Annotated in this window: 21 protein-coding genes; 18 read left to right on the top strand and 3 right to left on the bottom strand. The window is 32.8% G+C overall.

The features are described from left to right. Positions 1–59: 59 nt before the first annotated feature. The 17 genes from ACP15M_RS04970 to tsaB all read left to right on the top strand — a co-directional run bounded on the left by ACP15M_RS04970 (position 60) and on the right by tsaB (position 16504). The gene (locus tag ACP15M_RS04970) at positions 60–851 is read left to right on the top strand and encodes an energy transducer TonB (RefSeq protein ID WP_425076083.1); all 792 of its coding nucleotides are present in this window, start codon (positions 60–62) and stop codon (positions 849–851) included. Between the two features lie 138 nt (positions 852–989). Beyond that, the gene (locus ACP15M_RS04965) at positions 990–3098 is read left to right on the top strand and encodes a gliding motility protein RemB (protein WP_425076082.1); all 2109 of its coding nucleotides are present in this window, start codon (positions 990–992) and stop codon (positions 3096–3098) included. A gap of 102 nt (positions 3099–3200) precedes the next feature. Next, positions 3201–4094, top strand: coding sequence for a heme o synthase (cyoE, locus tag ACP15M_RS04960; protein WP_425076081.1), 894 nt, complete (start codon positions 3201–3203; stop codon positions 4092–4094). Positions 4095–4096: 2 nt separating this feature from the next. Then, on the top strand, positions 4097–4678 hold the full coding sequence (locus tag ACP15M_RS04955) for a cytochrome c oxidase subunit 3 (RefSeq protein ID WP_425076080.1): 582 nt from the start codon (positions 4097–4099) through the stop codon (positions 4676–4678). A gap of 138 nt (positions 4679–4816) precedes the next feature. Beyond that, on the top strand, positions 4817–5815 hold the full coding sequence (locus tag ACP15M_RS04950) for a cytochrome c oxidase subunit 3 (protein WP_425076079.1): 999 nt from the start codon (positions 4817–4819) through the stop codon (positions 5813–5815). Between the two features lie 21 nt (positions 5816–5836). Then, a complete protein-coding gene (locus ACP15M_RS04945; protein WP_425076078.1) occupies positions 5837–6217 on the top strand; it encodes a cytochrome C oxidase subunit IV family protein in 381 nt (126 codons plus the stop codon). A gap of 98 nt (positions 6218–6315) precedes the next feature. Next, positions 6316–7020 (top strand): hypothetical protein, encoded by a 705-nt coding sequence (locus ACP15M_RS04940; RefSeq protein WP_425076874.1) that lies wholly within the window; start codon positions 6316–6318, stop codon positions 7018–7020. Between the two features lie 49 nt (positions 7021–7069). Then, positions 7070–7825, top strand: a complete 756-nt coding sequence (locus ACP15M_RS04935) for an SCO family protein (RefSeq protein WP_425076077.1) — start codon at positions 7070–7072, stop codon at positions 7823–7825. Positions 7826–7831: 6 nt separating this feature from the next. Beyond that, positions 7832–8383, top strand: coding sequence for a DUF420 domain-containing protein (locus ACP15M_RS04930; protein WP_425076076.1), 552 nt, complete (start codon positions 7832–7834; stop codon positions 8381–8383). Positions 8384–8452: 69 nt separating this feature from the next. Then, positions 8453–8611 carry a hypothetical protein gene (locus ACP15M_RS04925; protein ID WP_425076075.1) on the top strand — a complete coding sequence of 53 codons (159 nt, stop codon included), beginning with the start codon at positions 8453–8455 and terminating at the stop codon, positions 8609–8611. 139 nt (positions 8612–8750) lie between these two features. Beyond that, positions 8751–9452 carry an ABC transporter ATP-binding protein gene (locus ACP15M_RS04920; protein ID WP_425076074.1) on the top strand — a complete coding sequence of 234 codons (702 nt, stop codon included), beginning with the start codon at positions 8751–8753 and terminating at the stop codon, positions 9450–9452. Next, positions 9445–10689, top strand: a complete 1245-nt coding sequence (locus ACP15M_RS04915; protein WP_425076073.1) for an ABC transporter permease — start codon at positions 9445–9447, stop codon at positions 10687–10689. Before ACP15M_RS04920 ends, ACP15M_RS04915 begins: the two co-directional genes overlap by 8 nt. A 1-nt stretch (position 10690) precedes the next feature. Further along, entirely contained in the window at positions 10691–11950 is a 1260-nt protein-coding gene (locus tag ACP15M_RS04910) for an ABC transporter permease (RefSeq protein WP_425076072.1), read from the top strand. Between the two features lie 18 nt (positions 11951–11968). Further along, positions 11969–13117 carry an efflux RND transporter periplasmic adaptor subunit gene (locus tag ACP15M_RS04905; RefSeq protein ID WP_425076071.1) on the top strand — a complete coding sequence of 383 codons (1149 nt, stop codon included), beginning with the start codon at positions 11969–11971 and terminating at the stop codon, positions 13115–13117. A 51-nt stretch (positions 13118–13168) separates the two neighbouring features. Next, positions 13169–14509, top strand: a complete 1341-nt coding sequence (locus tag ACP15M_RS04900) for a TolC family protein (RefSeq protein WP_425076070.1) — start codon at positions 13169–13171, stop codon at positions 14507–14509. A gap of 6 nt (positions 14510–14515) precedes the next feature. Then, complete coding sequence (locus tag ACP15M_RS04895; RefSeq protein WP_425076069.1) at positions 14516–15814, top strand: efflux RND transporter periplasmic adaptor subunit; 1299 nt, start codon at positions 14516–14518, stop codon at positions 15812–15814. Between the two features lie 18 nt (positions 15815–15832). Further along, positions 15833–16504 (top strand): tRNA (adenosine(37)-N6)-threonylcarbamoyltransferase complex dimerization subunit type 1 TsaB, encoded by a 672-nt coding sequence (gene tsaB, locus ACP15M_RS04890; RefSeq protein ID WP_425076068.1) that lies wholly within the window; start codon positions 15833–15835, stop codon positions 16502–16504. Between the two features lies 1 nt (position 16505). On the opposite strand, the gene ACP15M_RS04885 is transcribed toward tsaB, so the two are convergent. The 3 genes from ACP15M_RS04885 to ACP15M_RS04875 form a co-directional block, all read right to left on the bottom strand. Then, positions 16506–17318, bottom strand: coding sequence for a mechanosensitive ion channel family protein (locus ACP15M_RS04885; RefSeq protein ID WP_425076067.1), 813 nt, complete (start codon positions 17316–17318; stop codon positions 16506–16508). Positions 17319–17413: 95 nt separating this feature from the next. Continuing rightward, positions 17414–18112 (bottom strand): hypothetical protein, encoded by a 699-nt coding sequence (locus ACP15M_RS04880; RefSeq protein WP_425076066.1) that lies wholly within the window; start codon positions 18110–18112, stop codon positions 17414–17416. 65 nt (positions 18113–18177) lie between these two features. Continuing rightward, entirely contained in the window at positions 18178–19080 is a 903-nt protein-coding gene (locus ACP15M_RS04875; protein WP_425076065.1) for a NifU family protein, read from the bottom strand. Between the two features lie 358 nt (positions 19081–19438). Here ACP15M_RS04875 and ACP15M_RS04870 point away from each other — a divergent pair, with 358 nt between their 5' ends. Further along, positions 19439–26230, top strand: coding sequence for a choice-of-anchor L domain-containing protein (locus tag ACP15M_RS04870; RefSeq protein WP_425076064.1), 6792 nt, complete (start codon positions 19439–19441; stop codon positions 26228–26230). Positions 26231–26235: the final 5 nt, after the last annotated feature.

The following is a 26235-nucleotide window of genomic DNA, read 5'->3' as shown; positions in this document are numbered from 1 at the left end:
TTTACTTTGGTATGCTTATTGTGATTTTATCATAATATTAACATTAACATTTTAGTATTATGAAAAGTTTTAAAAAAACGCACAGTATTGCTGGTCAGAGCAATGCTAAAGTGCAAAAATCACAAAAGCATGATGCAAATTTACGAAAAAACTCAACGCTCTATTTTCAAATAGGACTTATTCTGTGTTTGTTAGGCACTTATGGTTTGTTTGAAATGAAGTTTGAAAAGAAAGAATTTGTTATTCCTGAAGTTGCACTTAATGATGATTTTACAGACATTGTTGTTAAAAACTATGTTGTACAACCTGATGTAGTCGTCAAGAAACAAGTAAAGCAAAGCACTCAAAAATTAGCAGATAAACCACCTATTGTTGTAGACGATGATGTGGTAATTGTTGAAAAAACGATAGACTTAGTCAAACCAGAGGTGTTAAATAAACCTGTTCCAGTAAACAGTATTGAAGATTTTGATAAACCTAAAGAAATTGAAAAACCTTTCAGTATGATTAATGTTGAAGTGGTTCCTATATATCCAGGATGTGAAAAAGCGTCAACTAATAGCGAACGTGTAAAGTGCATGTCTAAAAAACTCGGTAAATTAATTCAAAGAAAATTTAATACAGATATCGCAAGTAATTTAGGTTTGTCAGGCATTCAAAAAATTAATGTTCAATTTAAAATTGATAAGAATGGTCAAATCTCCGAAATTAAAACAAGAGCTCCCTTTCAGCAATTAGAGAATGAAGCAACACGAGTGGTAAATAAAATTCCTCAAATGATACCAGGTAAACAACGAAATGAGCCTGTTTCAGTAATATATAATTTGCCAATTAAGTTTCAAGTTAGATAATCAGCAAGTATTTATAAGATATAAGCCGTTGTTATATAGATAACGGCTTTTTTTATATTAAAAATGTATTATACTGGTTTTGTTATCACTTTTGAAAAAAATAGTATCTTTCCAGCATTTAAAACGCATCCCTTGTTTATGAAAAAATGCTGCATTATTATTTTTACTTTTTGTATAGGTCTTTTAAATGCACAAACTATTGAAACCTACGAAAAGCCACCAATATTTCCTGGATGTGAAGATCAACCAATTGAAGCGCTTAAAGTATGTTTTAACAATAAGCTCAATCAGCATATATTTAACACCTTTAAAGTACCACAAATTGTTAGTGACGATGCTTATAATGGAGATATAAAGATTCTTTTTGAAGTTGATAAAGATGGTAAAATAAACCTCCTTTACATCGATGCAGTATATAACGAACTAAAAGATGAAGCTAAGCGTGTTTTTGAAGATGTATCTAAAGTTACACCAGGAACTTATAATGGTAAACCTACCTACTTTCAATATTCATTAAATATAAAAATACCTCTTGTAAATCCTGAAATTTTATCTGCCGAAGCTAAACCATTACCAAGTGTAAAAGAGGTTGTAGATTTAAACGACTTAGTAAGTAACGAATTTGATAGTGTTAATCTTAATACTACTAAATATGAAAAACTTGAATATCAAAGCCAGCTAAACATTCCGTTTACTCATAATTATTACGCCAAGTTTGATCAGCAAATGAATGGTTTAGGAACCAATAGTCATACAGCAGCAAAGCCTTTTGTGTATGATGAAGTTGTGAAGTATTATGATTTTAAAGCAGAAAAAGAGGCCTTAATTAAAGGAACTGATACATGGTTAAGTAGAAAATTATGGAATGAAAACTTTATTGCTGTTCAAGGCAAAAATTATTGGTTTATTGTAGATCCAATTTTCGATTTACAGGTAGGTAAAGATACTGAAGCAGATTTTAGTTCAACGTTTAATAATACGAGAGGGATTAGACTTCAAGGTGGTCTTGGCAAAAAGTTTAATTTTTCAGCATCAGTTTATGAAAGTCAAGGACGATTTGCTCAATATTTTAATGCTTATGCTGAGAGCTTAAAAGCATCAGGATCAGACCCAGCAATAATACCAGGTCGAGGAATTGCTAAACGATTTAAAAAAAATGCTTACGATTATCCAGTAGCAGAAGGTTATTTGTCATATACACCTAGTAGTTTTTTAAATGTTCAATTTGGTCATGGTAAAAATTTTATAGGTGATGGGTATAGATCTCTATTACAAAGTGATGCTGCGAGTCCTTATCCTTTTTTGAAAATAAATACTAAGTTTTGGAAAATTAAATACACAAGCACATGGATGTGGCTAAGAGATGTGCGACCAGAAGCTACTGAAGATGATGCCTTTTTAACTAAATATATGGCCAATCATTATTTGAGTTGGAATGTTTCTAAACGCTTAAATGTAGGTTTGTTTGAATCTGTAATGTGGATAGATTCTAACGATAGAGGATTCGATATTAATTATCTTAATCCAGTGATTTTTTATAGAGCTATTGAGTTTTCTACAGGACCAGAAGCTGGTAATGCTATTATAGGTCTTTCGGCTAAATATAAGTGGAATAATAAAGTAAATCTTTACGGACAATTTATTTTTGATGAATTTTCTCTTGATGATATCACTGGAGGGAATAAAAGTTGGAAAAACAAGTTTGGATATCAAATAGGTGCTAAATACTTTGATGCTTTCAAAGTAAAGAATTTAATGCTTCAGGTGGAATATAATAGAGTTCGACCTTATACCTATTCACACAATTCAATCGTGTTAAACTATGCTCATAACAATCAGCCAATGGGACATCTTTGGGGAGCCAATTTTAGTGAAGCCATATTAATTGGAAGATATAATTACAAACGTTGGTTTGCAGATGCTAAATTTATTTTTGGTAAGCGTGGTTTCGATTTTAATGATGGAAGTGATTTTGCAAACTATGGAGGAAATATATTTAGAACCGAAAATGATCGAGTTGGTAATGTTGGAATAACGGTTGGGCAAGGTAATACCACTAATGTATTTCAGGCAGATGTAATAGCAGGATATATTATTAATCCTGTTAGTAATTTAAGATTGTTTGCTAATGCAACTTTTAGAAATTACAGTCCTGAAAAAGATACAGGAACAGCCATAAATACAAACACTGCTTGGTTTAATGTTGGTATTAGAACCGATTTGTTTAATTGGTATAATGATTTCTAAGGCTATTTATTCAGTCAGTAATAAAAAGAGAATTACTTTTGATTAGCATTGCCCAAAAGCTTTTTTCAAAGTATCTTTGCAATCGCAATAAAACCACTTGTATTGTCAACGTTAAAAACATCAGTTCCTAAAGCATCTATAATTTCTGATTTTAAAGAAATTACTAAGATACGTTTGTCTGTAAGCGTCGTTTTTTCTGCTCTTGCAGGATACTTACTAGGTGCAGTTAATGTTGATGTTCAAACATTAATTTTATTAGCCTTTGGAGGTTATTTTATGGTTGGAGCGTCTAATGCGTTTAATCAAATAATTGAAAAAGATTTAGATGCTTTAATGGATCGCACTAAAAACAGACCTGTTCCAGCAGGACGAATGTCTGTTACAACAGCATTTATTATTGCTACAATATTTACTGTTGCAGGTATTGTTACACTGTATGTTATTAACCCAAGAACTGCAATGTATGGAGCTATCTCAATCTTTTTATATACTTGTGTTTATACACCTTTAAAAACAAAAACACCTTTAGCTGTTTTTGTAGGAGCCATTCCAGGAGCCATTCCTTTTATGTTGGGATGGGTTGCTGCACGAAATGATTTTGGGATAGAACCAGGTACACTTTTTGCCTTACAGTTTTTTTGGCAATTTCCTCATTTTTGGGCTATTGGTTGGTTTTTATTTGACGATTACAAAAAAGGAGGCTTTTTTATGTTGCCAACTCGTAAACGTGATAAAGGCACAGCTGTTCAAACGATTATGTATACCATTTGGACAATTTTAATATCAATTGTTCCAGTGTTTGGTGTTACAGGAGATTTAAAATTATCTATTGTAGCGGCAGTTATTGTTTTCCTTTTAGGATTGGTGATGTTATACTTTGCATTTGAATTGTTTAAAAAACGAACTGCGAAAGCTGCAAAGCAACTAATGCTATCTAGTGTGTCCTATATTACATTGTTACAAATAGTTTATGTGGTTGATAAGTTTTTAAGATAAATATGGATTTAACAGAAGGAACAATACAAGAAAAAAATAACAGAGCAAAACGAATGATGCTCTGGTTCGGAATTATTTCATTAATCATGTCTTTTGCAGGATTAACGAGTGCTGTTTTGGTAAGTAGAAAGCGTGAAGATTGGTTGCACGATTTTGAAATGCCTAATGCATTTTTAATAAGTTGTATACTTATCATTATTAGTAGTATAACGTTTGTTTTAGCAAAAAGAGCTTTAAAAAGTTCTAATAGAAGTCTAACAACGCTTATGCTTTTATTAACCTTTGGTCTAGGAATTGCATTTATATGGTGTCAATTTTACGGGTTTGGTCAAATTGTGTCTTCTGGCTATAATTTTACAGGTCCAACAAGCAATGTGACAATGAGCTTTATTTATGTCATTGCATTTGTACATATTTTACATGTCATTGCAGGACTTATTTCTTTGCTAGTCGTAATTTATAATCATTTTAAACAAAAATATACAGCAACAGAAATGCTAGGCATGAACCTTTCGGCTACCTTTTGGCATTTCATAGATATACTGTGGCTGTTCTTGTTTTTGTTTTTATCATATTTAGTGTAATTTTTTTGCTATTTTGATTGGCTAAAAGTCTATATATAGACTAGTATTGCTCTATGTTTTTAATTTTTAGAACATGATGTTTTTTTAGATAGATAAAATGATTATTTTTGTGCAACTTTTAACAACTAAATGCTTTATATGGATACTACAGTAGCAAGTACTGGAACAGAAGGCAAAACTTGGGGAGGAGGAAACCAGCCCTTAAAAGCTAGTTATGGTAAAATGATGATGTGGTTCTTTATCGTATCTGATGCCTTAACATTCTCAGGATTTTTAGCAGCTTACGGATTTTCAAGATTTAAGTTTATTGGCTCATGGCCAATCGCAGATGAGGTGTTTACGCACATTCCATTTTTTCATGGTAACTATCCAATGATTTATGTTGCTTTTATGACATTTGTTTTAATCATGTCATCTGTAACAATGGTACTAGCTGTTGATGCTGGTCATCACATGAAAAAAGCCAAAGTTACATTTTACATGTTTTTAACTATTATTGGTGGTTTGATTTTCGTTGGTTCTCAGGCTTGGGAGTGGGCAACTTTCATTCAAGGAGATTATGGAGCTGTTCAAACTAAAGGAGGAAACATTCTTCAGTTTGGAGAGTATCAAACTGTAGATGGAAAAGAAGTGTTTAAAAGAGTGGCTGTAAGTGATATTGCACTTGACGAGCATGGAGAAAGAATACAACATGAACGTAAAAGCGGACTTTGGTTTGTGAGTGAAGGAGCTTTACCTTCATATACAATAGATGAAGTATATCATGGTTTAGAAGCGAATCCTAATGTTTTAGTGAGAACACAAATACTAACCGAAGAAGGCGAAAAAACGGTGTTGTCTAGAGAAGAATCTTTGAAGCAGATTAAAGAAAACGGAAGACTTGTCGTTGAAGGTGCTAATCTTCATGTTAACGAATATGGGACATCTTTATTTGCTGATTTCTTTTTCTTTATTACTGGGTTTCACGGTTTTCACGTATTCTCAGGTGTAGTAATTAATATTATTATATTTTTCAATGTTATCTTAGGAACTTACGAAAGAAGAGGAAGCTATGAAATGGTTGAGAAAGTTGGATTATATTGGCACTTTGTAGATTTAGTTTGGGTATTTGTATTCACTTTCTTCTACTTGGTTTAATTTAGAATAATTGTATTTAAAATGGCACACACACATAAATTAGAAATATTTAGAGGATTATTAAAGTTTAAATCAAACACTCAAAAAATTTGGGGAGTTCTAATTTTACTTTCAGTAGTTACTGCAGTAGAAGTGGTTTTAGGTATATATAAGCCAGAAATTTTGATGACTAAAGTTTTAAGTATGAAACTTTTAAACTGGATTTTCATCATACTAACCATTGTTAAAGCCTATTACATTACTTGGGATTTTATGCACATGAGAGATGAGACTAAAGCTTTAAGACGTATGGTAGTATGGACGACAATATTCCTAATTTGCTACCTTATTTTTATTCTTTTACAAGAAGGTGGTTACATTGAAGGTGTATATTCTAACGGATTTGTAAAAAGAGATTTTTAACATGTTAGAAATAATATAAAGTATATAAAAAGACGGTTTATTTAAACCGTCTTTTTTATTTTTGCAAAACAAATCAAACACCAAACGCTATGAAGAAAATGCCATTGAAAACAATACTTGTTTTAGGTATTTTATTCTTTCTACCAGTTTTATTTTTATTGTTTTTATATCCTTCGACTCATAATTACAATCCCTTAGATATTGTAGATGACTCTGTGAATGAGTTGCAATTTTTTTCTTCAAATTCTGAAGATGAAATTCTACTCAAAGACCATATTACTATTTTAGGATTTTTAGGGAACCAACCAGAAGACCATGTGATTGCTGCTTCAAATTTAAAAGAGTTGGTCTATGATAAATTTAAAGGATTTAAAAAATTTCAAATTGTAATTGTACTTCCTAAAGGCACTGAAGCTAAAGCAATTCAGCTTCAAAAAGAGATTAATAATTATGACGATATGCGTTTTTGGCATTATGTTTTTGGAGAACCAAACGATATCAAAAACCTATTCAGCAGTTTAAAAACTGAAGAATCCTTAGATGAACACATTTTTACAGACCATATTTTTATAGTTGATAAAGATCTAGCACAACGCGGCAGACTAGACGATAGAGAAGATAAAGAAAAAGAAAGAAAGGAAGTCGCTTATCCTTTATATTCTTATGATTGTATTGAAGTTGCAGAAATTAAAAACAAAATGAGTGACGACCTTAGAATTTTATTTACCGAATATCGTCAAAAGCGTAAAGGCAAGTTCGATTCTTCATCACGACGTGCAGAAGATTTAAATGATATTAATTAAATATATAGATTGAATTTTTATTTTTTAAAATTTGATATTTATACAGATTATGAACACTAAAAAAACAAATTATTCTTTTATAGGTATTGCTTTTATAGTTTTGGTTTTCGGAATCATTTTTATACCTAAAATTGTCGATAGAATCACAGGTGACGATGTGACAAGAACAGAAAGTAGAAGTCAAAATGTATCTACAAAAACGGAAGGGTTTGTATCAGATCTAATGTTTCTAGAAATCAATGGAGCACCTAAAAAAGTACCTCAATTTTCTTTTGTAAATCAAAATGGTAAAACAATTACCAATAAAGATTATGAAGGAAAAGTGTATGTTGTTGAATTTTTCTTTACAACATGTCCTACGATTTGTCCTAGAATGAATCGAAATTTAGTGCAGATTCAAAATACATTTTCAGAGTTTGAAGATTTTGGTGTTGCGTCGTTCACAATTAATCCAGATTATGACACACAAGACATACTAAAAGCTTATGCAGATAATTATGGGATTACCAATCCAAACTGGCATTTAATGACAGGAGATAAGGATGTTATTTTTGATCTAGCTAATGTTGGTTTTAATATTTATGCTGGAGAAAACCCTAATGTTGAAGGAGGTTTTGAGCATTCAGGTAACTTTGCGCTTATTGATAAAAACGGATTTATTCGCTCTAGAAAAGACAATTTCGGAAACCCTAAAATATTTTATAAAGGCATTATTAGTGAAGAAGAAAAACAAGATGATGATGGAGAAACAGAAGAAATAAGCTTGTTGAAGGAAGATATTGCTAAACTTTTAAAAGAAGATTAAGACCAAATGAATGTAACTCAAAATAATTCCGAAGAAAAAAAATATAATAAATGGATTGTAGTATTGGCCATTGTAATTCCATTAGTAGTAGCTGTGCTTTCAAGAATGAAACTCCAAGATTTCGGAATTGAAGTTGAACCACTAACGTTTTTACCTCCAATCTATGCAACTATTAATGGTTTAACAGCATTAATTTTAATAATTGCTGTGATTGCTATTAAAAACAAAAACAGAGTACTTCATGAAAACTTAATGACAACAGCTATTTGGTGCTCTGCTTTATTTTTACTCATGTATGTAGCTTATCATATGACGAGCGATTCTACAAAGTTTGGAGGAGAAGGTCTGGTTAAATACATCTATTACTTTATCTTGATAACACATATTTTATTGTCTATAATTATCATTCCATTTGTTCTAATTACTTACGTGAGAGCTATAACTAATAATATAGAACGTCATAAGAAGATTGCAAAAATCACATTTCCTTTGTGGTTATATGTTGCAATTACAGGAGTAATTGTTTACCTAATGATTTCACCTTATTACATTCATTAAATGAAACGTTATATAATCTTCATTCTTTTTTCTTTTCTTTTTTTTATAAAAAGTAACGCTCAATGTGCGATGTGTAGAGCTGTCTTAGAAAGCGAAGAAGGTCAATCTACTGCAGAAGGTGTAAATGATGGTATTATGTATCTCATGGCTGTTCCGTATATTTTGGTTGGAGGTATAGGAATTATAATCTATTGGAAATTCTTCAGAAAGAAAACTGAAATAAATTAAAGAAAACATCGTTTTAGTGTAACATTTCTACGAGTTAGAAGTCTTTTAAATATCAATCAGAAATTGAATTCTTAACAAATAGTTGGGATAATCCGTTTAATGATTATTGTAATTTTGCTAAGAATTAACCATCGCCATCATGATACAAATCAAAGATTTACACAAATCTTATCACATGGGAAGCAATTCGCTTCATGTTTTAAAAGGAATTAATTTTAAGGTAAAAGAAGGTGAACTTGTATCTATAATGGGTTCTTCAGGATCTGGAAAATCGACACTTCTTAATATTTTAGGAATGTTAGATGAAGCTGATACAGGAAACTACATTCTTGACAATGTTCCTATTAAAGACCTAAATGAAAAATTAGCTGCTAAATACCGAAACGAATTTCTTGGGTTCATCTTTCAATCTTTTAATCTTATTAATTACAAAAGTGCTTTAGACAACGTATCTATGCCATTATATTACAAAGGCATCAAACGTAAGGAACGTACAGATCGTGCCATGCATTACCTTGAGAAAGTTGGCTTAGCACAATGGTCACATCATTTACCAAGTGAGTTATCTGGAGGACAAAAACAACGGGTTGCTATTGCTAGAGCATTGGCAAGTGATCCAAAAGTACTGTTAGCAGATGAGCCAACAGGAGCTTTAGATACAAAAACATCTTATGAGGTTATGGAACTCATTCAAGGAATTAATGATGAAGGTAAAACCATCTTAGTCGTTACACATGAACACGATATTGCACAAATGACCAAGCGTATTGTAAACCTTAAAGATGGTGTTATTATAGATGATAGCAAAGTAGAACAAGTAAGAGCTTCGACTCATGTTTGATTTAGAACGTTGGCAAGAAATATTTGAAACACTTCGTAAAAACAAATTGCGTACGTTTTTAACTGGGCTTTCAGTGGCTTCTGGTATCTTTATTTTAGTGATTCTTCTCGGATTTAGTACTGGACTTGCAAATGGTGTGAAGTCTGAGTTTGAAAGCGACGCTACAAATCTTCTTACGGTTTGGACTGGTAGAACTACTAAAGAGTATAAAGGCCTTAATCCAGGTAGATATATTCAAATGAAGAATGAAAATTTCAATCTAATTTCTGAAAAATATAAAAATAATATAGAGTATGAGACTGCTTTATATTCTATTTGGGGAGCAGATATAAGCTATAAAAACGAAAGTGTTAGATATCAAGTTAGAGGCGCAATGCCAGATCATCAGTTTATAGAGAATGCTGATATGGAAACTGGAAGATTTGTGAATCAAACCGACTTAGATGAAAATAGAAAAGTAGCAGTTATCGGAAGAAAACTCAAGCAAGACTTGTTTAAAGATGAAAACCCAATTGATAAAGAAATTAAAATTTATGGAATGAGTTTTAAAGTTGTTGGTGTTTTTATCGATCCTGGTGGAGAACGAGAAGAACAACAAGCTTATATTCCATTAACAACCTCTCAAAAAGTGTTTGGAGCTGGTGATGACATTAGAAACATTCTTGTAACCGTTAAAATGTCAGACAATTTTGATGAGGCTGTTGCGCTGTCAACCAACATGTCTAATGCCATAGAAGATGAATTAAAACGAGTACACAAAGTTGCGCCAAACGATATTAGTGCTGTTAGAGTTTATAATACTTTAGAAAGTGCTCAAGAAATTTATTCAATAATCGGCATCATTCAATCTGTATTTTGGTTTGTTGGCATTGGGACAATAGTTGCTGGAATTGTTGGTGTAGGAAATATTATGCTCATTATTGTAAAGGAACGTACAAAAGAAATTGGTATTAGAAAAGCGCTTGGAGCTCTTCCAATGTCTATTATTGGAATGATTCTTCAAGAAGCTGTATTTGTAACAATGTTTGCTGGATTATTCGGATTAATTTTTGGATTAGGTCTACTTGAATTAGCTGGACCATATGTACAGCATGATTTTATAAAAAATCCTCAAGTCAATTTTAATATTGCTTTGACCACTGTATTTATTTTGGTGTTTGCTGGTGCATTGGCTGGATTTATTCCAGCGTATCGTGCAGCAAAAATTAAACCTATTGTTGCATTAAGAGACGAATAAGATGTTTGATAAAGAAAGATGGAACGAAATATTAGAAGCGCTAAATGCCAATAAGCTCAGAACTGCTTTGACTGCTTTTGGCGTGTTTTGGGGCATATTTATTTTGGTAGCTTTATTAGCATTGACTAATGGTTTGAAAAATGGTGTCATGGCAGATTTTGGTGACTTTGCGACCAACTCAATGTTTATGTGGACTCAAGGAACGTCAAAGCCTTACAAGGGCTTGCCAAAAGGACGTTATTTTAGTTATAAGATTGATGATGTTGCTGCCATAAAAAATGGAGTGCCTAATCTAAAATATGTGTCGCCTAGAAATCAATTAGGTGGATATAGAGGTAACAACAACGTTATTAGAGGAACTAAAACAGGAGCTTTCGAAATTTATGGAGATTACCCTGAATACATCAATCAACAACCTTTAGATATTCTGCAAGGACGATTTATTAGTTATTCAGATATCGAAACGAAACGGAAAATTTGCATTATTGGTACTGGAGTTATAAGAGGTTTATATGATAAGGATGAAGATCCAATAGGAACTTATATCAAAATCAATGGTGTTAATTTTTTAGTTGTCGGAACATTTAAAAACACCAAAAGTCGAGGTGATAGTGAAGAGGAAGCAAATACAATTTATATTCCATTTACAACATTTGGGCAAGCCTTTAATAGAGGTGATCGTGTAGGATGGATGGCGATTACAGCAATAGATGATGTTCCTATTACCTCTATTAAGCAACAAGTGTTTGATTTGATGAAATCAAGACATAAAGTGCATCCTGAAGACGATAGAGCTATAGGTCATTTTGACTTAGCCGAACAATTTTCGCAAATGCAAGGCTTGTTTACAATTCTAGCTTTTGTTGGCTATTTTGTTGGTGCTTTGGTACTCATGTCTGGTATTATTGGAATTAACAATATCATGCTTATCGTTGTAAAAGAACGAACCAAAGAGATCGGAATTAGAAGAGCTTTAGGTGCCTCTCCTTGGGACATTAAAGGTCAAATTTTACACGAAAGTTTAATATTAACCATTATTTCAGGTATGCTAGGTGTTTCTTTTGCAGCATTTTTTATTTGGGGATTGAATACTGCTTTAGATAGTATAGGTCCTACCGAAAATTTCGCAAATCCAAGTGTAGGAATGCCAGTGGTTATTACAGCCTTAATTATATTAGTGGTTTCTGGCTTGGCTGCTGGATTTATTCCAGCGAGTAGAGCAACAAAGATGAAACCTGTTGACGCATTAAGAATAGAATAAATAATCAATCATTAAAAAATGAAAAGAACCAAAACATTAATCGCATTATTACTTATTGTTGTTCTCTTTGGGGCAGCATTATACTATTTATGGCAAAAAAATCAAGAAGATCCAGTTACGTATACAACCGAAGCTCCATCTGAACAAACCATTGTTATTAAAACAGTAGCTACTGGTTCTATTGTTCCAAAAGAGGAAGTTTTAATAAAGCCTAATATTTCAGGAGTTGTAGAAGAAGTGTTTATTGAAGCAGGAGAATATGTAAAGCAAGGTGACTTAATTGCTCAAATTCGTGTGATTCCTAATGTGTCTAACCTTACAAGTGCAAAAAATAACATTGCATCTAATAAAACAGCGTTGCAAACTGCTGAAATCAACTTTAAAACACAAAAAGCCATTTATGATCGTCAAAAAGAATTGTTTGAAAAAGGGGTTATAGCTGCTAACGAATTCGACCAAGTAAATAACACGTATTTACAAGCAAAACAGCAAGTTGAACAAGCCAGAATTAATGTAACGCAATCCCGTCAAAATTATGATATTATTAAAACAGGTACCACGTCTGGTTTAGGTAATATTGCTCAAACTCAAGTAAGAGCTACAGTGGCAGGAATGGTTTTGGATGTTCCTGTAAAAGCTGGAAACCAGGTGATTGAAGCTAATAATTTTAATGAAGGAACTTCAATTGCGTCTTTAGCAGATGTTACTAAAATGATTTTTGAAGGAAAAGTAGATGAAAGTGAAGTTGGTAAGATTAAAGAAGGTTTGCCTCTAGAAATTACTGTTGGAGCAATTGAAGATGAAACATTTGATGCGGTTTTAGATTATATTGCACCTAAAGGAGTTGAAGAAAATGGAGCTATTCAATTTGAAATAAAAGGAACACTTAAAAAGATGGATTCAACATTTATTCGTGCAGGATTAAGTGCTAATGCATCTATTATTTTAGAAAAAGCAGAAAAAGTTCTCGCAATTAAAGAAGCTTTAGTTCAGTACGACAAAGATACTAAAGAGCCTTATGTTGAAATTGAAATTGGAGATCAAAAATTTGAACGTAAAGATTTAGAATTAGGAATTGGTGATGGGATTTTTGTAGAAGTAAAAAATGGAATCACTAAAGACGATAAAATTAAAGTTTGGAATCCAATTCAAGGAGGACAACAATAATTTTAACATTTATTGTAACACTTTACCAATTATCAAGACTTACTAAATATCATGAAAAGAATAATTTTTATCATCATACTACTTTTTGGAGTTTTTGTTAATGCTCAAGCAAAGAAATGGACGTTATTAGAATGTGTGAATCACGCATTAGAAAATAATATTTCTATCGAACAATCTCAACTAGATGTTAATTTAGCCGATATTAATAAAAACCAAGCCTTAAGTAATTTTTTACCAACACTAAATGCTAATGGTTCTTATAATATAAATACAGGTGCAAATATTAATCCAGCAACGAATCAGTTTGAAAATAATATATTCAGATCTGCTTCTGGTGCTATCAATTCTGGAATCAATATATTTTCAGGACTATCTAATTGGAAAACACTTCAACGTGCCAAACTAAACCAGGTAGCAGCAATGTATCGTTTAGATAAAATGAAAGACGATATCTCATTATTTGTTGCTAATTCTTTTTTACAAATTTTGTTTAATAGAGAACAGTTAAAAGTATTGCAAGCTCAAAATGCTGTAACAAAAGAAAATATTACTAATACTCAAGAACTAGTTGATGCAGGAGTTTTACCTCAAGGTGATTTGTTAGAGTTGAAAGCAACTGATGCAACACAACTACAACAAATAATAGCTGCTGAAAATGCTTTATTTATTTCTAAATTGGGATTAGCGCAAACACTTCAATTAGAAGATTATGAAATATTTGATGTTTCTGATGAAGATTATGGTCTTATTGCAGATGATGTCTTAAATAAACAAGCATCAGAAATCGTTGAAAAAGCTAAAGAAGAAGTAAACGATGTCAAAATAGCTCAAACTAATTTTGAATTGGCTGAAAAAGACTTAGAGTTAACAAGAACAAATTATTTTCCTACACTTTCAGGTTTTGTAGGTTATAATACCAGATGGGCAAGCACACAGATAAATCCGTTTACAGGAGATGATATTCCTTTTGTTGACCAATTATATTTGTTTGATGGTACTTCAGTCGGACTTCAATTAAACGTGCCAATATTTAATAGATTTACAACACGTAATAATGTAAAACGTAGTAAAGTAGAAGTAGAACGTTCTAAGTATTTGCTAGAGCAAGCAGAATTAGATTTAGAATCAACAGTATATACAGCGTATAATGATGCCAAAAATTCTAAAAAGGCGTATGAAGCTGCTTTACAAACAGAAGAAGCTCGTCAATTAGCTTTTGAATATGCAAAAGAACGTTATGATGTAGGTTTGTCAAATGCTTTCGATTTTAATCAGTCTCGTACTGCTTTTGAAAATGCACAATCTGATGTCATTAGAACCAAATATGATTATATTTTCAAACTCAAAGTCTTAGAGTTTTATTTTGGGCTGCCTATAACCGACTTAAATTAATATAAAATGAGTAAAACAGTAAAAATTAGTCTTATAGTTATCGGACTTCTAATTGTTGCCTTAGTATTAGGTAAATCAATGGGATGGTTTGGTAAAAAAGGTAATTTTAAGCAAGTAGATATTAAAAAAGTTGCTTTGGTTGATATTATTGAAACTGTTTCGGCAACTGGAAAGATTCAGCCTGAAGTTGAGGTGAAAATTTCAAGTGAAGTTTCAGGAGAAATTTTAGATCTTCCGTTCAAAGAAGGTCAACAAGTTAAAAAAGGGGATTTACTTGTAAGAGTTAATCCAGATTTAATTCAATCTGCAGTAAGCAGATCACAAGCAACGTATCAAAATGTAAGAGCAAGCTTAGAACAAGCTGAAGCAACTTTAAAGCAAGCTAAGGCAGATTATGATAGAAACAAGGCACTTTTTGAAAAAGGTGTTATTTCTAAAGCAGATTGGGATAGATCTATCGCATCTTATGAAACTGCTGTTGCAGGAAAAAGCTCGGCATATTATAGCGTACAAAGTGCAGCAGCTTCTGTAAATGAAGCTAAAGATAACTTGAGTCGTACCGAAATTTATGCGCCAATGAGTGGCACAATATCGTTGTTAAATGTAGAATTAGGTGAACGTGTTGTTGGAACGCAACAAATGGCAGGAACCGAAATATTAAGAGTTGCCAATCTCAATAACATGGAAGTTGAAGTTGATGTGAATGAGAATGATATTGTAAAAGTACAAATAGGAGATTCAACAATTGTTGAAGTTGATGCCTATTTAAAGAAAGAATTTAAAGGAGTTGTTACAGAAATCGCCAACTCTGCAGCAGGTACTTTAACTGCAGATCAAGTTACTAACTTTAGAGTAAAAGTTAGAATTCTTGAAGAGTCTTATCAAGATCTTATGGAAGGGAAGCCAGAGCATTTTTCTCCATTTAGACCTGGTATGACTGCTACTGTTGATATTATAACAGACACGCGAAATAAAATTGTAGCTGTTCCTATTAGTTCAATTGTGATAAAAACAGATACATCTTCAGTAAAAAAAGATTATAAAAACCGAACGTCAAACGATATTAAATCTGAAAATGAAGAGAAATTTGAATGCGTTTTTGTTTCTAAAAATGGAGAGGCTAAACTAAGAGTCGTTAAAACAGGAATTCAAGACGATACGAATATTGAAATTGCTTCAGGATTACAAGAAGGAGATGAAATTATTACTGGTCCGTATAATGTAGTTTCAAAAACATTAAAATCAGGAGATAAAATAGAAAATAGAGACAAAAAAAATGATAAAAGCGAATCTTCTGAAGATTAATCTTATAACCAAATTAATATGGCAATCATATTAAATATAGAAACATCGACAACAAATTGTTCAGTCTCTCTTTCAAATGAAGGAGAGACTTTGGTTTTAAAAGAGGATAATAATGTTAATTATTCGCATGCCGAATCTTTACATGTTTTTATAGATGAAGTTATTAAATCATCACAATTAACCTTAAACAATATTGATGCTATAGCAGTAAGTAAAGGTCCAGGTTCGTATACAGGTTTACGTATAGGAGTTTCGGCAGCCAAAGGACTTTGTTATGCGTTGAATGTGCCACTTATTTCGGTGTCTACTTTAGAGGCACTTGCGCATCAAGCAAATGTTGAAAATGGAGTTATTGTACCAATGTTAGATGCTCGTCGTTTAGAAGTGTACTCTGCTATTTATTCTGCTTCATATAGCGAAATACGAGGTGTTGAAGCTCAAGTTTTAAATGAAGATTCATTTTTAGAATATCTTGATAAAGACCAAACTCATTTTATTGGGAATGGTGTTGAAAAAACCAAACAGTTGATTTCGCATAAAAATGCGAATTTTATTGAAGGTAAACTACCTTCAGCAAGAGAGATGGGTCAATTAGCTTACCAAAAATATAAAAAAAGCGACATCGAAGATGTCGCCTATTTTGAACCATTTTATTTAAAAGATTTTATTGCATTAAAATCTAAAAAATAGATTAGTCTTGTTTTTGGATTTCGACTTGATGAGGATATGGAATTTCAATTCCTGCAGCATCAAGAGCTTCTTTAGTGTTTTCTGTTACATCAAAATACACATCCCAATAATCTTCAGTGTTGCACCAAGGACGAACAGCAAAGTTTATTGAGCTATCTGCCAATTCTTTAACGGTTACAGCTGGTGCAGGATCTTTAAGTACTTTTGGGTGAGAGGTTAAGACCTTCATTAGTACATCTTTAGTTTGTTTAATATTAGAATCGTAACCAACTCCAAAAACTAAATCTACACGTCTTGTGCCTTCAGTTGTATAGTTAACAATGTTTCCATTAGATAACGCAGCATTTGGAATGATAATTTCTTTATTAGAAAGGCCAGTTAATTTTGTTGTAAAGATTTCAATTTCTTTAACCACACCTATTTCACCTTGAGCTTCAACTAAATCTCCAACTTTTATTGGCTTAAAAATCATGAGTAAAACTCCTCCAGCAAAATTTGCCAGAGAACCTTGAAGTGCTAAGCCTATGGCTAAACCAGCAGCAGCAATAATAGCGGCAAATGAGGTTGTTTCAACTCCAACAGTTCCAAGAACAACTATGATAAGTACAATTTTTAAAACCCAACCAAGCAGATTAAGTAAGAATTTTTTAAGACTTTCATCATAATCTCTTTTTTCCATAGCTTTTCTTAAGCCTTTTGTTATGGCTTTGATCATCCATGATCCAATAATCCATATGGCAATTGCAGCCAATAATTTAGGTCCAAAATCAATAATAATTTCGTAACCTTTGTCAATCCATTTTTGTAAATCCATTAGTGTTTAAATTTTAGTATAACAAAAATAAAAAAACCGAATGGATTATTTTATAGATAACACATTCGGTTTCAATATATTTAAGTTTGACTTTTTTAAAGTGTATTAATAAAATTAATAAGCTTAAGTAAACCCTCTTCCTTTGAGACTTTAATTTTATTTGATTTTATATAATCTGAAATTACATTTGAGTTTTTAGGAAACAATTTAAGAATATCTTTTTTCTTTTTAGAAGCTAGTACAGCTATATTCTCTCCAATTTTTATATAGTATTGGTCTGGGATTTTATTATATGAAGCAGGTTTAGGCTTATCATAAGCATTAGTAGCAGGTTTTGCATCAGTAAGTTTAATTTTTTTTCTTTTAAATAATTTTACAGTATTAGCTATAGGTGTCACATGAGTTAAATAGCCTTTTTTTACTCCAGAATCTTTTTCTTGAAATTCAATAAGTTCGAATGCTTCCTCTGTATTAATCACTGTAATAATTAAGTTTTCAATTGATTTATTAATTGAAAATATTTTATGATTCTCATCTTGTAGTTCGATGACATCTAAATAAGCATTGTATCTTATACTATAAATTTTTTCTCCATCATCTGATGTTATTCTGGCTAGAACAAACTCTTTGTTTAGGTATTGAGAGCCTTGAATGCTTGTGTCATTCTCTATATTAGCATTACCTAAAAGCCTATACTTGTCATTTACTTGTATTCCGCTTTGTTGAGCTAGTAGCGAAGAAAAACCAGTAAGTGTTATAAACAGTACAAATGAGATAAATATAATCTTTTTCATCTTTTCAATTTTTTTTAAAAATATTAAATATGTTTTGTAATTAATCTTTAGGATGAATTAAAATTTTAACCATTAACAGCCTCAACAGTATTAACTTTTCCGTTAAGCATTTCTTTTAACATGTTTTCAATGCCATTTTTAAGTGTGAATGTAGATGAAGGGCAACCACTACAAGCACCTTGTAAGATTACTTTTACAGTCTTGCTGTCAGCATTATAAGATTGAAATTCTATATTGCCACCATCGCTAGCTACAGCAGGTTTAATGTATTCTTCAAGAATATTAATTATTTCTTTTGAGACATCATCATGCGCCTCAAATTTAGTGTCAAGTATTTCATTAGATTTTTCAGCAGATAACTGTTGGTCAACTTTTAATATCTCTTTAGAGTTTTCGATATAATTTCTTATAAATTCACGTAATTCCATAGTGATTTCATTCCAATCTGCTATGTCATATTTGGTTATTGACACAAAATTTTCATCTAAAAAAACACTTTTTACAAATGGGAAATGAAATAATTCAGAAACAAAAGGTGAGTTTTTTGCTTCATCAATAGATTTAAACTCATGGTAATTATTTACTAACTTTTTATTTGCAACAAATTTAATAACAGATGGATTTGGAGTGCTTTCAGCATAGACAGTAACAGGAACTTTCTTTTTTGCTGAACTATCAGTTATAATAACTCCATTGTTGTTAATGTAAGTTTCAATTTGTTCGGCAACCTCATTTTGTACGTCTTGCCATTCTACAATATTAAAACGCTCAACAGCAATAAAATTACCTGATATGTATACTTTTTTAACAAAAGGTAAGTAAAATAATTGTTGTGCTATTGGAGATGGAGTAGCCTCATCAATAGTGTTAAATTCATAACTTTCATGTTGAGTTAAGAAGGTATTTGCCTCAAATTTTAGTATAGTTGGATTTGAAGTATTTTTTATAGAAATTTTTACATTTTTCATGAAACTAATTTTTTGCAAAAATACTAAACAATAGTTTAATATTATGTTTTTTGTGAATTGACAAGACTTAGAATCTATTATAAAAACACTAAACTTGAAAAAAATGAGTTATAAAGTCCAAGACTTAATGATTTAGAATTGTTAAACTATTAATTTGTGTTAGATAACAGGATGTAATTAGTTAAAATTTACTAAATTTCGCATTTATTATGAAAAGCTTAAATGTCACGCTAAACGTTATTAGTGTAATTTTTTTGTTTGACTATTAATTATGAATGATTTATATGTTTGTTTTTGAGGGACTTAATTTTTATAACATTTTCTAATAGAGATTTAGATTAATGATTAGTCAAGTATTATGAAGAAACTATATACGTTACTTATATTATTGCTTTCATTTAGTTCTTATGCCCAAGATCTTTTAATGCAGGCTGGTACATTTAATAGATGTGAACCTGATGTGTTTTATGATTCTGGTGGTGTGGCTGGTTCTTATTCAGATGACGAAAATATTGTGACCACTATTTGTCCTAATAATACAGGAGATTTTATTAGTCTTGATTTTACTTCATTTAGTACTCAACTAAATACAGATATTTTAACTATTTATGATGGAGATGATATTACAGCTCCAGTTATCGGTTCTTATTCTGGAGTTGCTGGGCCAGGAGTTGTCACAGCATCCGATACAAATACGAGCGGTTGTATTACTTTTGAGTTTGTATCTAATGGGACAGGGAATACAGTTGGTTGGGAAGCAGCTATTACATGTCAAGAACAATGTCAAGTTATTACTGCATCAATAGATTCTACTGATCCAGTTGCAAATGGTTCAGGTGTCATTGAGATTCCTCCAGGAACAACTGTCGACTTTGTTGGAAGTGCAATGTTTTCTAACGATGATACAGGTGCAACTTATAACTGGAATTTTGGTGACGCTACAACGGATTCTGGAACTTCAGTCTCACACCTTTATACAAACCCAGGAACTTATACTGTAACATTAACTGTAACAGACCCAAATCCAACAGGATGTTCAGATATTGCAACAATAACAGTTTTAGTATTAGAGCCAATTGTAACTATTAATAACCCAGCTTATCCTGAATCTTCATATACACCAGAAGAACTTATTGAAAATGTTCTTGTTTCAGGAGGATGTTCTGGAGTTGATAACTTTTCGTTTCAAGTTAGTGGAGCGCCAAATGCTTATCAAACAAAAAGCTATGGATACTTTACAAAAGGAGGAGCAGTTAACTTTCCATTTGAAGAAGGTATAGTGTTATCTACAGGAATGGCTTCTGAAGGAGGAAATCAGGATGATGGTCCTGGAACTACAGCTTCTACTAATGTTGGGCTTTCTGGAGATCCTGATTTAGAAGCATTTTTCTTGCCTTCAGATCCAAATTTTGATACAAATGACGCTACTTTCATAAAATTTAATTTTGTTCCTACTGCTGATACCATAAGCTTCCGTTACATTATGTTTTCTGAAGAATATGATGGAAACACAGAATGTAGCTTTGCTGATGGCTTTGCCTTTCTTCTTAGAGAAGTTGGAACGACAGTATATCAGAATCTTGCAGTGTTACCTGATGGTACTCCTGTGAGTGTTACAAATATTAACGATTCTGGAACCTGTACTAGTAATCCTACTTATTTTGAAGGGTATGAATTGGGCGATACAAATTATGGAGGAAGAACAGTAGTTTTAACAGCAACAGCAAATGTTATTCCTAATACAACATACGAAATTAAGCTTGTTGTTGCAGATGAAGGAGATTCGATTTGGGATTCAGCTATATTTCTTGAAGCTGGTAGTTTTAACCTAGGAGGTGAGTTAGGAGATGATATTACAATTGCAGCTGGTACAGCTCAGTGCGAAGGTCAGGTTGTTACATTAGATACAGAGGCTCCATCTGCTACACACACTTGGTTTTTAGATGGTAATGTAATACCAGGAGAAACAGGTTCAACTATTGATATTACTCAAGGAGGAATATATTCTGTTGATGTTGTATTTGCTCCAGGTTGTGAATCTTCAGACTCTATAGAAGTCGAGTTTAAGCCAAGTCCAATAGCAAATCCTGCACCTGATCTTAATATTTGTAGTTTAACAGGTGTTGGAGAGTTTAACTTAACAGATAATGATGCTGAAATTTTAGGAACTCAAAACCCTACAGATTTTGTTATAACGTATCACCCAACACAGGCAGATGCAGATGCTAATACCAATGCACTTGTAAGTCCATATACCAATACATCCAATCCTCAAACCATTTATGCGAGAATTGCTGATATAACTCAAGAGTGTTATTCAATAACAACATTCGATTTAGTGTTTAGTACATTAGCAATTAATTCAGTTACACCATTACAGGTTTGTGATGATGACACAGATGGTTTTGCAATGTTTGATTTAAGTGTAAAAAATACTGAAGTAATTGGATCTTTGGATCCAGCTACTGTTAATGTAACTTATTATGCTACTCAAGCTGATGCTGATGCTGCTATAAACCCATTACCAATACCTTTTACAAATACTGTAGTTAGTAATCAAACTATTTATGCTCGTTTAGAGGCTAATAATGAAGCAAGTTGTTACAACACTACGACATTGGATTTAGAGGTTATAGAGAATCCAATAGCGAATGTAGTAACAGCGATAGAGGTTTGCGATGATGACAATGATGGTTTTACGAGTTTTGATTTAAGTTTAGCTGATGCACAGGCCATAGGAGGACAGGTTGGTATGGTAGTGACGTATCATGAGACACAGAGTGATGCCGACAATGGTGTTAATGATTTACTGGTTCCATATGATAATATTGTACCAAATGTACAGACGGTTTATGTTCGAGTAGAGAGTGGTTCGACAGGATGTTATGACACAACAGATTTAACATTGATAGTAAATCCATTACCAGATACAGTTCCAGTGACAGCATATGAGTTATGTGATTATGATTTACCTGGCGATGAGGTAGAGTTATTTGATTTAACGACAAAAGATGTAGAGGTTGCTAATGGTCAATCGGTAGCTGTAAGTTATTATGAGAGTTTAGCTGATGCACAGGGTTTAGTTAATCCATTAGGGAGTCCATATAGTAATACGAGTAATCCACAGACGATTTATTATGCCTCGGTAAATATGGCTACAGGCTGTATAGCAACAGGGAGTTTTGATTTGGTAGTTAATCCATTACCAGCATTAGTAGTTCCATCAGATTTAGAGGTTTGTGATGATGGAGTTCCAGATGGATTAACGAGTATAGATTTGAGTATAAAGAATGTAGAGATAACAGGTAATAATCCTAATTATACAGTAAGTTATTATTTAACACAATCAGATGCCGATAATGCGGTAAATCCTTTACCAATTCCATATACTAATACGATTAATGGGCAAATAATTTTTGTAAGAGTTCAGGATATCAATACAGGCTGTTATGCAACAACGACCTTAACATTGGTTGTAGAGCAGGCACCAGTAGCATCTACACCAACGCCAATGGAGTATTGTGATGCAGATAGTGATGGGTTTGGAGTGTTTACCTTAACCGATGCAAATACAGAGATAACAGGAGGCGATCCGACGCTGACAGTAAGTTACCATGAGACAATGGCAGATGCAGATAATGATGTTAATGCCTTAACGAGTCCGTATAACAATATAGTAGAAGATCAACAAACGATTTATGCACGTGTAGAGAGTGCTACTATAGCGACAGATTGTGCGACTATAGTAGAGCTTATATTGATAGTAAATCCGACACCACAGATAGAGGACCCAACACCACTAGAGGAATGTGATGATGTTTTAGCAGATGGCTTTGCACAGTTTGATTTAACGAGTAAAGACTTAGAGATATTAGATGGTTTAGATCCTTTACAGTATATAGTAACTTACTATGAAGTAGAGGCAAATGCCGATTTAGGGGTTAATTCAATTTTAAATCCAACAGGTTATATTAATACGACAGCTTTTATGCAAACTTTATCAGTTCGTGTAGAAGACACAGTCAATGGATGTTATAAGTTAACGAGCTTAGAATTGATTGTAAATGCGCTTCCAGTATTGGTTCAACCACAGCCATTAGAGTTATGTGATGATAATAACCCAGGCGATGAGGTGGAAGCCTTTACCTTAGAGGATGCTAATGCGGAGATGTTAAATGGTCAAACAGGAATTAGTTTTACGTATTACGAGACGCAGTTAGATGCAGATAATGGGACGAATCCTATTGTGAGTCCTTATATGAATACGAGTAATGCTCAAACGATATTTGTTAGGGCTACCGATGATGTAACAGGATGTTCAGTTAGTACAACAGCGACGATACTTCTAAGAGTAAATCCAATACCATCACCAGCAGCACCAACAGATTTAGAGGTTTGTGATTTAGATAATGATGGTTTTGAGGCGTTTGATTTAGAGAGTAAGACTGTAGAGATAGAGAATGGAGAATTAGATATTGAAATTACCTACCATGAAACGCAGAGTGATGCAGACATGGATATAAATGCACTTACGAGTTTATATACAAATATTGTTATGGATGAGCAAGTGATTTACATTAGAGCAGAGAATATCAATACAGGCTGTTACAATACCTCACAGACATTAACCATACGTGTATTACCATCTCCAGAGGTTCCAACAGCGATAGATGATTATGTGATATGTGATACGAATGATGATGGCTTTGCCCAGTTTGATTTGAGCAGTAAGGATTCAGAGATTTTGGGCACACAAGTTCCATCAGATTTTATGCTCACTTATCATGTGACAGAAGCAGACGCAGATTCAGGAGCAAATCCAATAGCTAATGTTACCAATTATACCAATGTTACTAATCCGCAGACGATTTATGTACGCTTAGTAAGTAATGTAAATGGATGTGTTACTTCTACAGGTTTCTTTGATATTCGAGTAGAATTACCACCAGAGGCAGTGCAACCAACACCATTAGAGTTGTGTGATGATTTAATAGCCGACGAGGTTACTGTTTTTGATTTAACAGTAAAGGATAATGAGATTACAGGAGGTGAGGCAAGTTGGAGTGTGTCTTATTATGAGACAGATGCAGATGCACAGGCAGAGATTAATGCAGTAGATGCAGAGAATTACACTAATACTTCAGTTAATGGAGCACCAGCAGCCAATCCACAGACTTTATATGTTGTAGTTACCGATACTGATACAGGTTGTGTAGATTATACAACACTAACCATACGTGTGTTACCAAACCCAACACCGAGTTTAGATCCAGAGGATTTAGAGTTGTGTGATGATGTGAATCCTAGTGATATGGAAGAGGAATTTGATTTGACATTGAATGAGGCTTATATCATTAATGGTGAGTCAGGAGTAACGGCAACCTATCATGAATCTGAGGAAGATGCAGAGCTAGACCAAAATGCTATAGCAGATCCAACAGCTTATACCAATACGAGTACACCACAGACGATTTATGTACGTGTAGAAAATGATATTACAGAATGTTATACAATAGTTACTTTTGATATCATAGTGAATCCATTACCAGATGTTGTAGCAGTTACAGATTTTATACTTTGTGAGTTAAACACCGATGGTATTGATGAGTTTGATTTAACTAGTAAAGATGCCGAAATATTAAATGGACAAGATCCTATGTTATTTACAGTAACGTATCATGTATCACAAACAGATGCTGATGATTTGGCCAATCCATTAGTGAGTCCGTATATGAATGTTACGAATCCACAACCGATTTATGTAGCAATTACAAATAACAATACAGGTTGTTCAATAAGTACACCAGTGTTTAATATAGAGGTTCATGAGGCAGCCGAGGCAACATCACCAGCACCATTAGAGGAGTGTGATGATGAGATGGATGATGATGGTGATCCAAGTAATAATAGTACACAGTTTAATTTAACTGATGTAGAATCTCAGGTATTAAATGGTCAAGATCCAGCAAATTATATAGTGACTTATTATGAGACAGTTGCAGATGCTGAGTTAGGAGTAAATCCATTACCATTTTTATATGAGAATATTGTCAATCCACAGGTGATTTATGCACGTGTTGATAATGACACACAAGAAGTAGCGTTGTTGAATTTAGATTTATCAGCAGTAACTATGGCATTAGATTTTGATGGTGATGGTAATGACGATACAATAGATGTTGATAACGATGGCGTATTTGATTTAATAGATGTAAATAACGATACGTTACCTGATGGATTTGATGTTGATGGCGATGGACTTATTGATTATATAGATTTAGATGGTGATGGTTTAGGAGATTTTGTAGATATCGATAATGATGGCGTTATAGATAATTCAATTGATTCATCAATTTGTTATGCAGTAGCACCAGTTGAATTAATAGTACATCCACGACCAGTATTTGATTTAGAAGACAGTTATATATTGTGTGTAGATACAAATGGAACGGAAGTTTTAAATGTACCAGTCTTAGATACAGGACTAAGTACACCAGATTATTTGTTTGAATGGAGTTTAGATAACATGGTGATACCAGGAGCTACAGAAGGGAGTTATATACCAAGTGTTGGAGGAACTTATAGTGTTATCGTTACAGATGCAGTGACAGGATGTTCAAACTTTGATAATCCAGTTGTTACAGAGGTTATAGAGAGTTCACCACCAACAAGTATATTGACAGATGTAACGACAGATGCGTTTTCAGAGTTACATATTATAGAAGTTACAGTGACAGGTTTAGGAGTTTATGAGTATAGATTAGATGGAGGCGCATGGCAGGAGAGTCATATTTTTGTAGATGTCTTGGCAGGCGATCATGTTGTAGAGGTAAGAGATACGATAGGTTGTGGATATGCAGTTGATACGGTAACAGTGATGGATTATCCGAAATACTTTACACCAAATGGCGATGGATTTAATGATACATGGAACATAAAAGGTATTGCTGACCAACCAAGCGCAAAAATTTATATATTTGACAGGTACGGAAAACTAATGAAGCAGATAAGTCCAACAGGCGAAGGCTGGAATGGAACCTATAATGGAAGCCCAATGCCATCGAGTGACTACTGGTTTGTGGTTGAGTACATTGAACCTAATACATTACAACAAAAAGAATTTAAAGCCCATTTTACCCTGAAAAGATAAATTAG

This window comes from Psychroserpens sp. S379A, from assembly GCF_049800755.1.
GTDB lineage: Bacteria > Bacteroidota > Bacteroidia > Flavobacteriales > Flavobacteriaceae > Psychroserpens.
The sequence above is the reverse complement of the archived record's forward strand: the minus strand, read 5'-3'. Positions and strand labels throughout refer to the sequence as shown.

Excerpts from the sequence above, each read along its gene's own strand:
- ACP15M_RS04885 (WP_425076067.1), bottom strand. The coding sequence starts at position 17,318 with ATGGATTTACAAAAATGGATTGACAAAGGTTACGAAATTATTATTGAT.
- ACP15M_RS04920 (WP_425076074.1), top strand. The coding sequence starts at position 8,751 with ATGATACAAATCAAAGATTTACACAAATCTTATCACATGGGAAGCAAT.
- ACP15M_RS04950 (WP_425076079.1), top strand. The coding sequence starts at position 4,817 with ATGGATACTACAGTAGCAAGTACTGGAACAGAAGGCAAAACTTGGGGA.
- ACP15M_RS04915 (WP_425076073.1), top strand. The coding sequence starts at position 9,445 with ATGTTTGATTTAGAACGTTGGCAAGAAATATTTGAAACACTTCGTAAA.
- ACP15M_RS04930 (WP_425076076.1), top strand. The coding sequence starts at position 7,832 with ATGAATGTAACTCAAAATAATTCCGAAGAAAAAAAATATAATAAATGG.
- ACP15M_RS04870 (WP_425076064.1), top strand. The coding sequence starts at position 19,439 with ATGAAGAAACTATATACGTTACTTATATTATTGCTTTCATTTAGTTCT.
- ACP15M_RS04925 (WP_425076075.1), top strand. The coding sequence starts at position 8,453 with ATGTGTAGAGCTGTCTTAGAAAGCGAAGAAGGTCAATCTACTGCAGAA.
- tsaB (WP_425076068.1), top strand. The coding sequence starts at position 15,833 with ATGGCAATCATATTAAATATAGAAACATCGACAACAAATTGTTCAGTC.
- ACP15M_RS04945 (WP_425076078.1), top strand. The coding sequence starts at position 5,837 with ATGGCACACACACATAAATTAGAAATATTTAGAGGATTATTAAAGTTT.
- ACP15M_RS04895 (WP_425076069.1), top strand. The coding sequence starts at position 14,516 with ATGAGTAAAACAGTAAAAATTAGTCTTATAGTTATCGGACTTCTAATT.
- ACP15M_RS04880 (WP_425076066.1), bottom strand. The coding sequence starts at position 18,112 with ATGAAAAAGATTATATTTATCTCATTTGTACTGTTTATAACACTTACT.
- ACP15M_RS04905 (WP_425076071.1), top strand. The coding sequence starts at position 11,969 with ATGAAAAGAACCAAAACATTAATCGCATTATTACTTATTGTTGTTCTC.
- ACP15M_RS04955 (WP_425076080.1), top strand. The coding sequence starts at position 4,097 with ATGGATTTAACAGAAGGAACAATACAAGAAAAAAATAACAGAGCAAAA.
- ACP15M_RS04935 (WP_425076077.1), top strand. The coding sequence starts at position 7,070 with ATGAACACTAAAAAAACAAATTATTCTTTTATAGGTATTGCTTTTATA.
- ACP15M_RS04970 (WP_425076083.1), top strand. The coding sequence starts at position 60 with ATGAAAAGTTTTAAAAAAACGCACAGTATTGCTGGTCAGAGCAATGCT.
- ACP15M_RS04900 (WP_425076070.1), top strand. The coding sequence starts at position 13,169 with ATGAAAAGAATAATTTTTATCATCATACTACTTTTTGGAGTTTTTGTT.
- ACP15M_RS04940 (WP_425076874.1), top strand. The coding sequence starts at position 6,316 with ATGCCATTGAAAACAATACTTGTTTTAGGTATTTTATTCTTTCTACCA.
- ACP15M_RS04965 (WP_425076082.1), top strand. The coding sequence starts at position 990 with ATGAAAAAATGCTGCATTATTATTTTTACTTTTTGTATAGGTCTTTTA.
- ACP15M_RS04875 (WP_425076065.1), bottom strand. The coding sequence starts at position 19,080 with ATGAAAAATGTAAAAATTTCTATAAAAAATACTTCAAATCCAACTATA.
- ACP15M_RS04910 (WP_425076072.1), top strand. The coding sequence starts at position 10,691 with ATGTTTGATAAAGAAAGATGGAACGAAATATTAGAAGCGCTAAATGCC.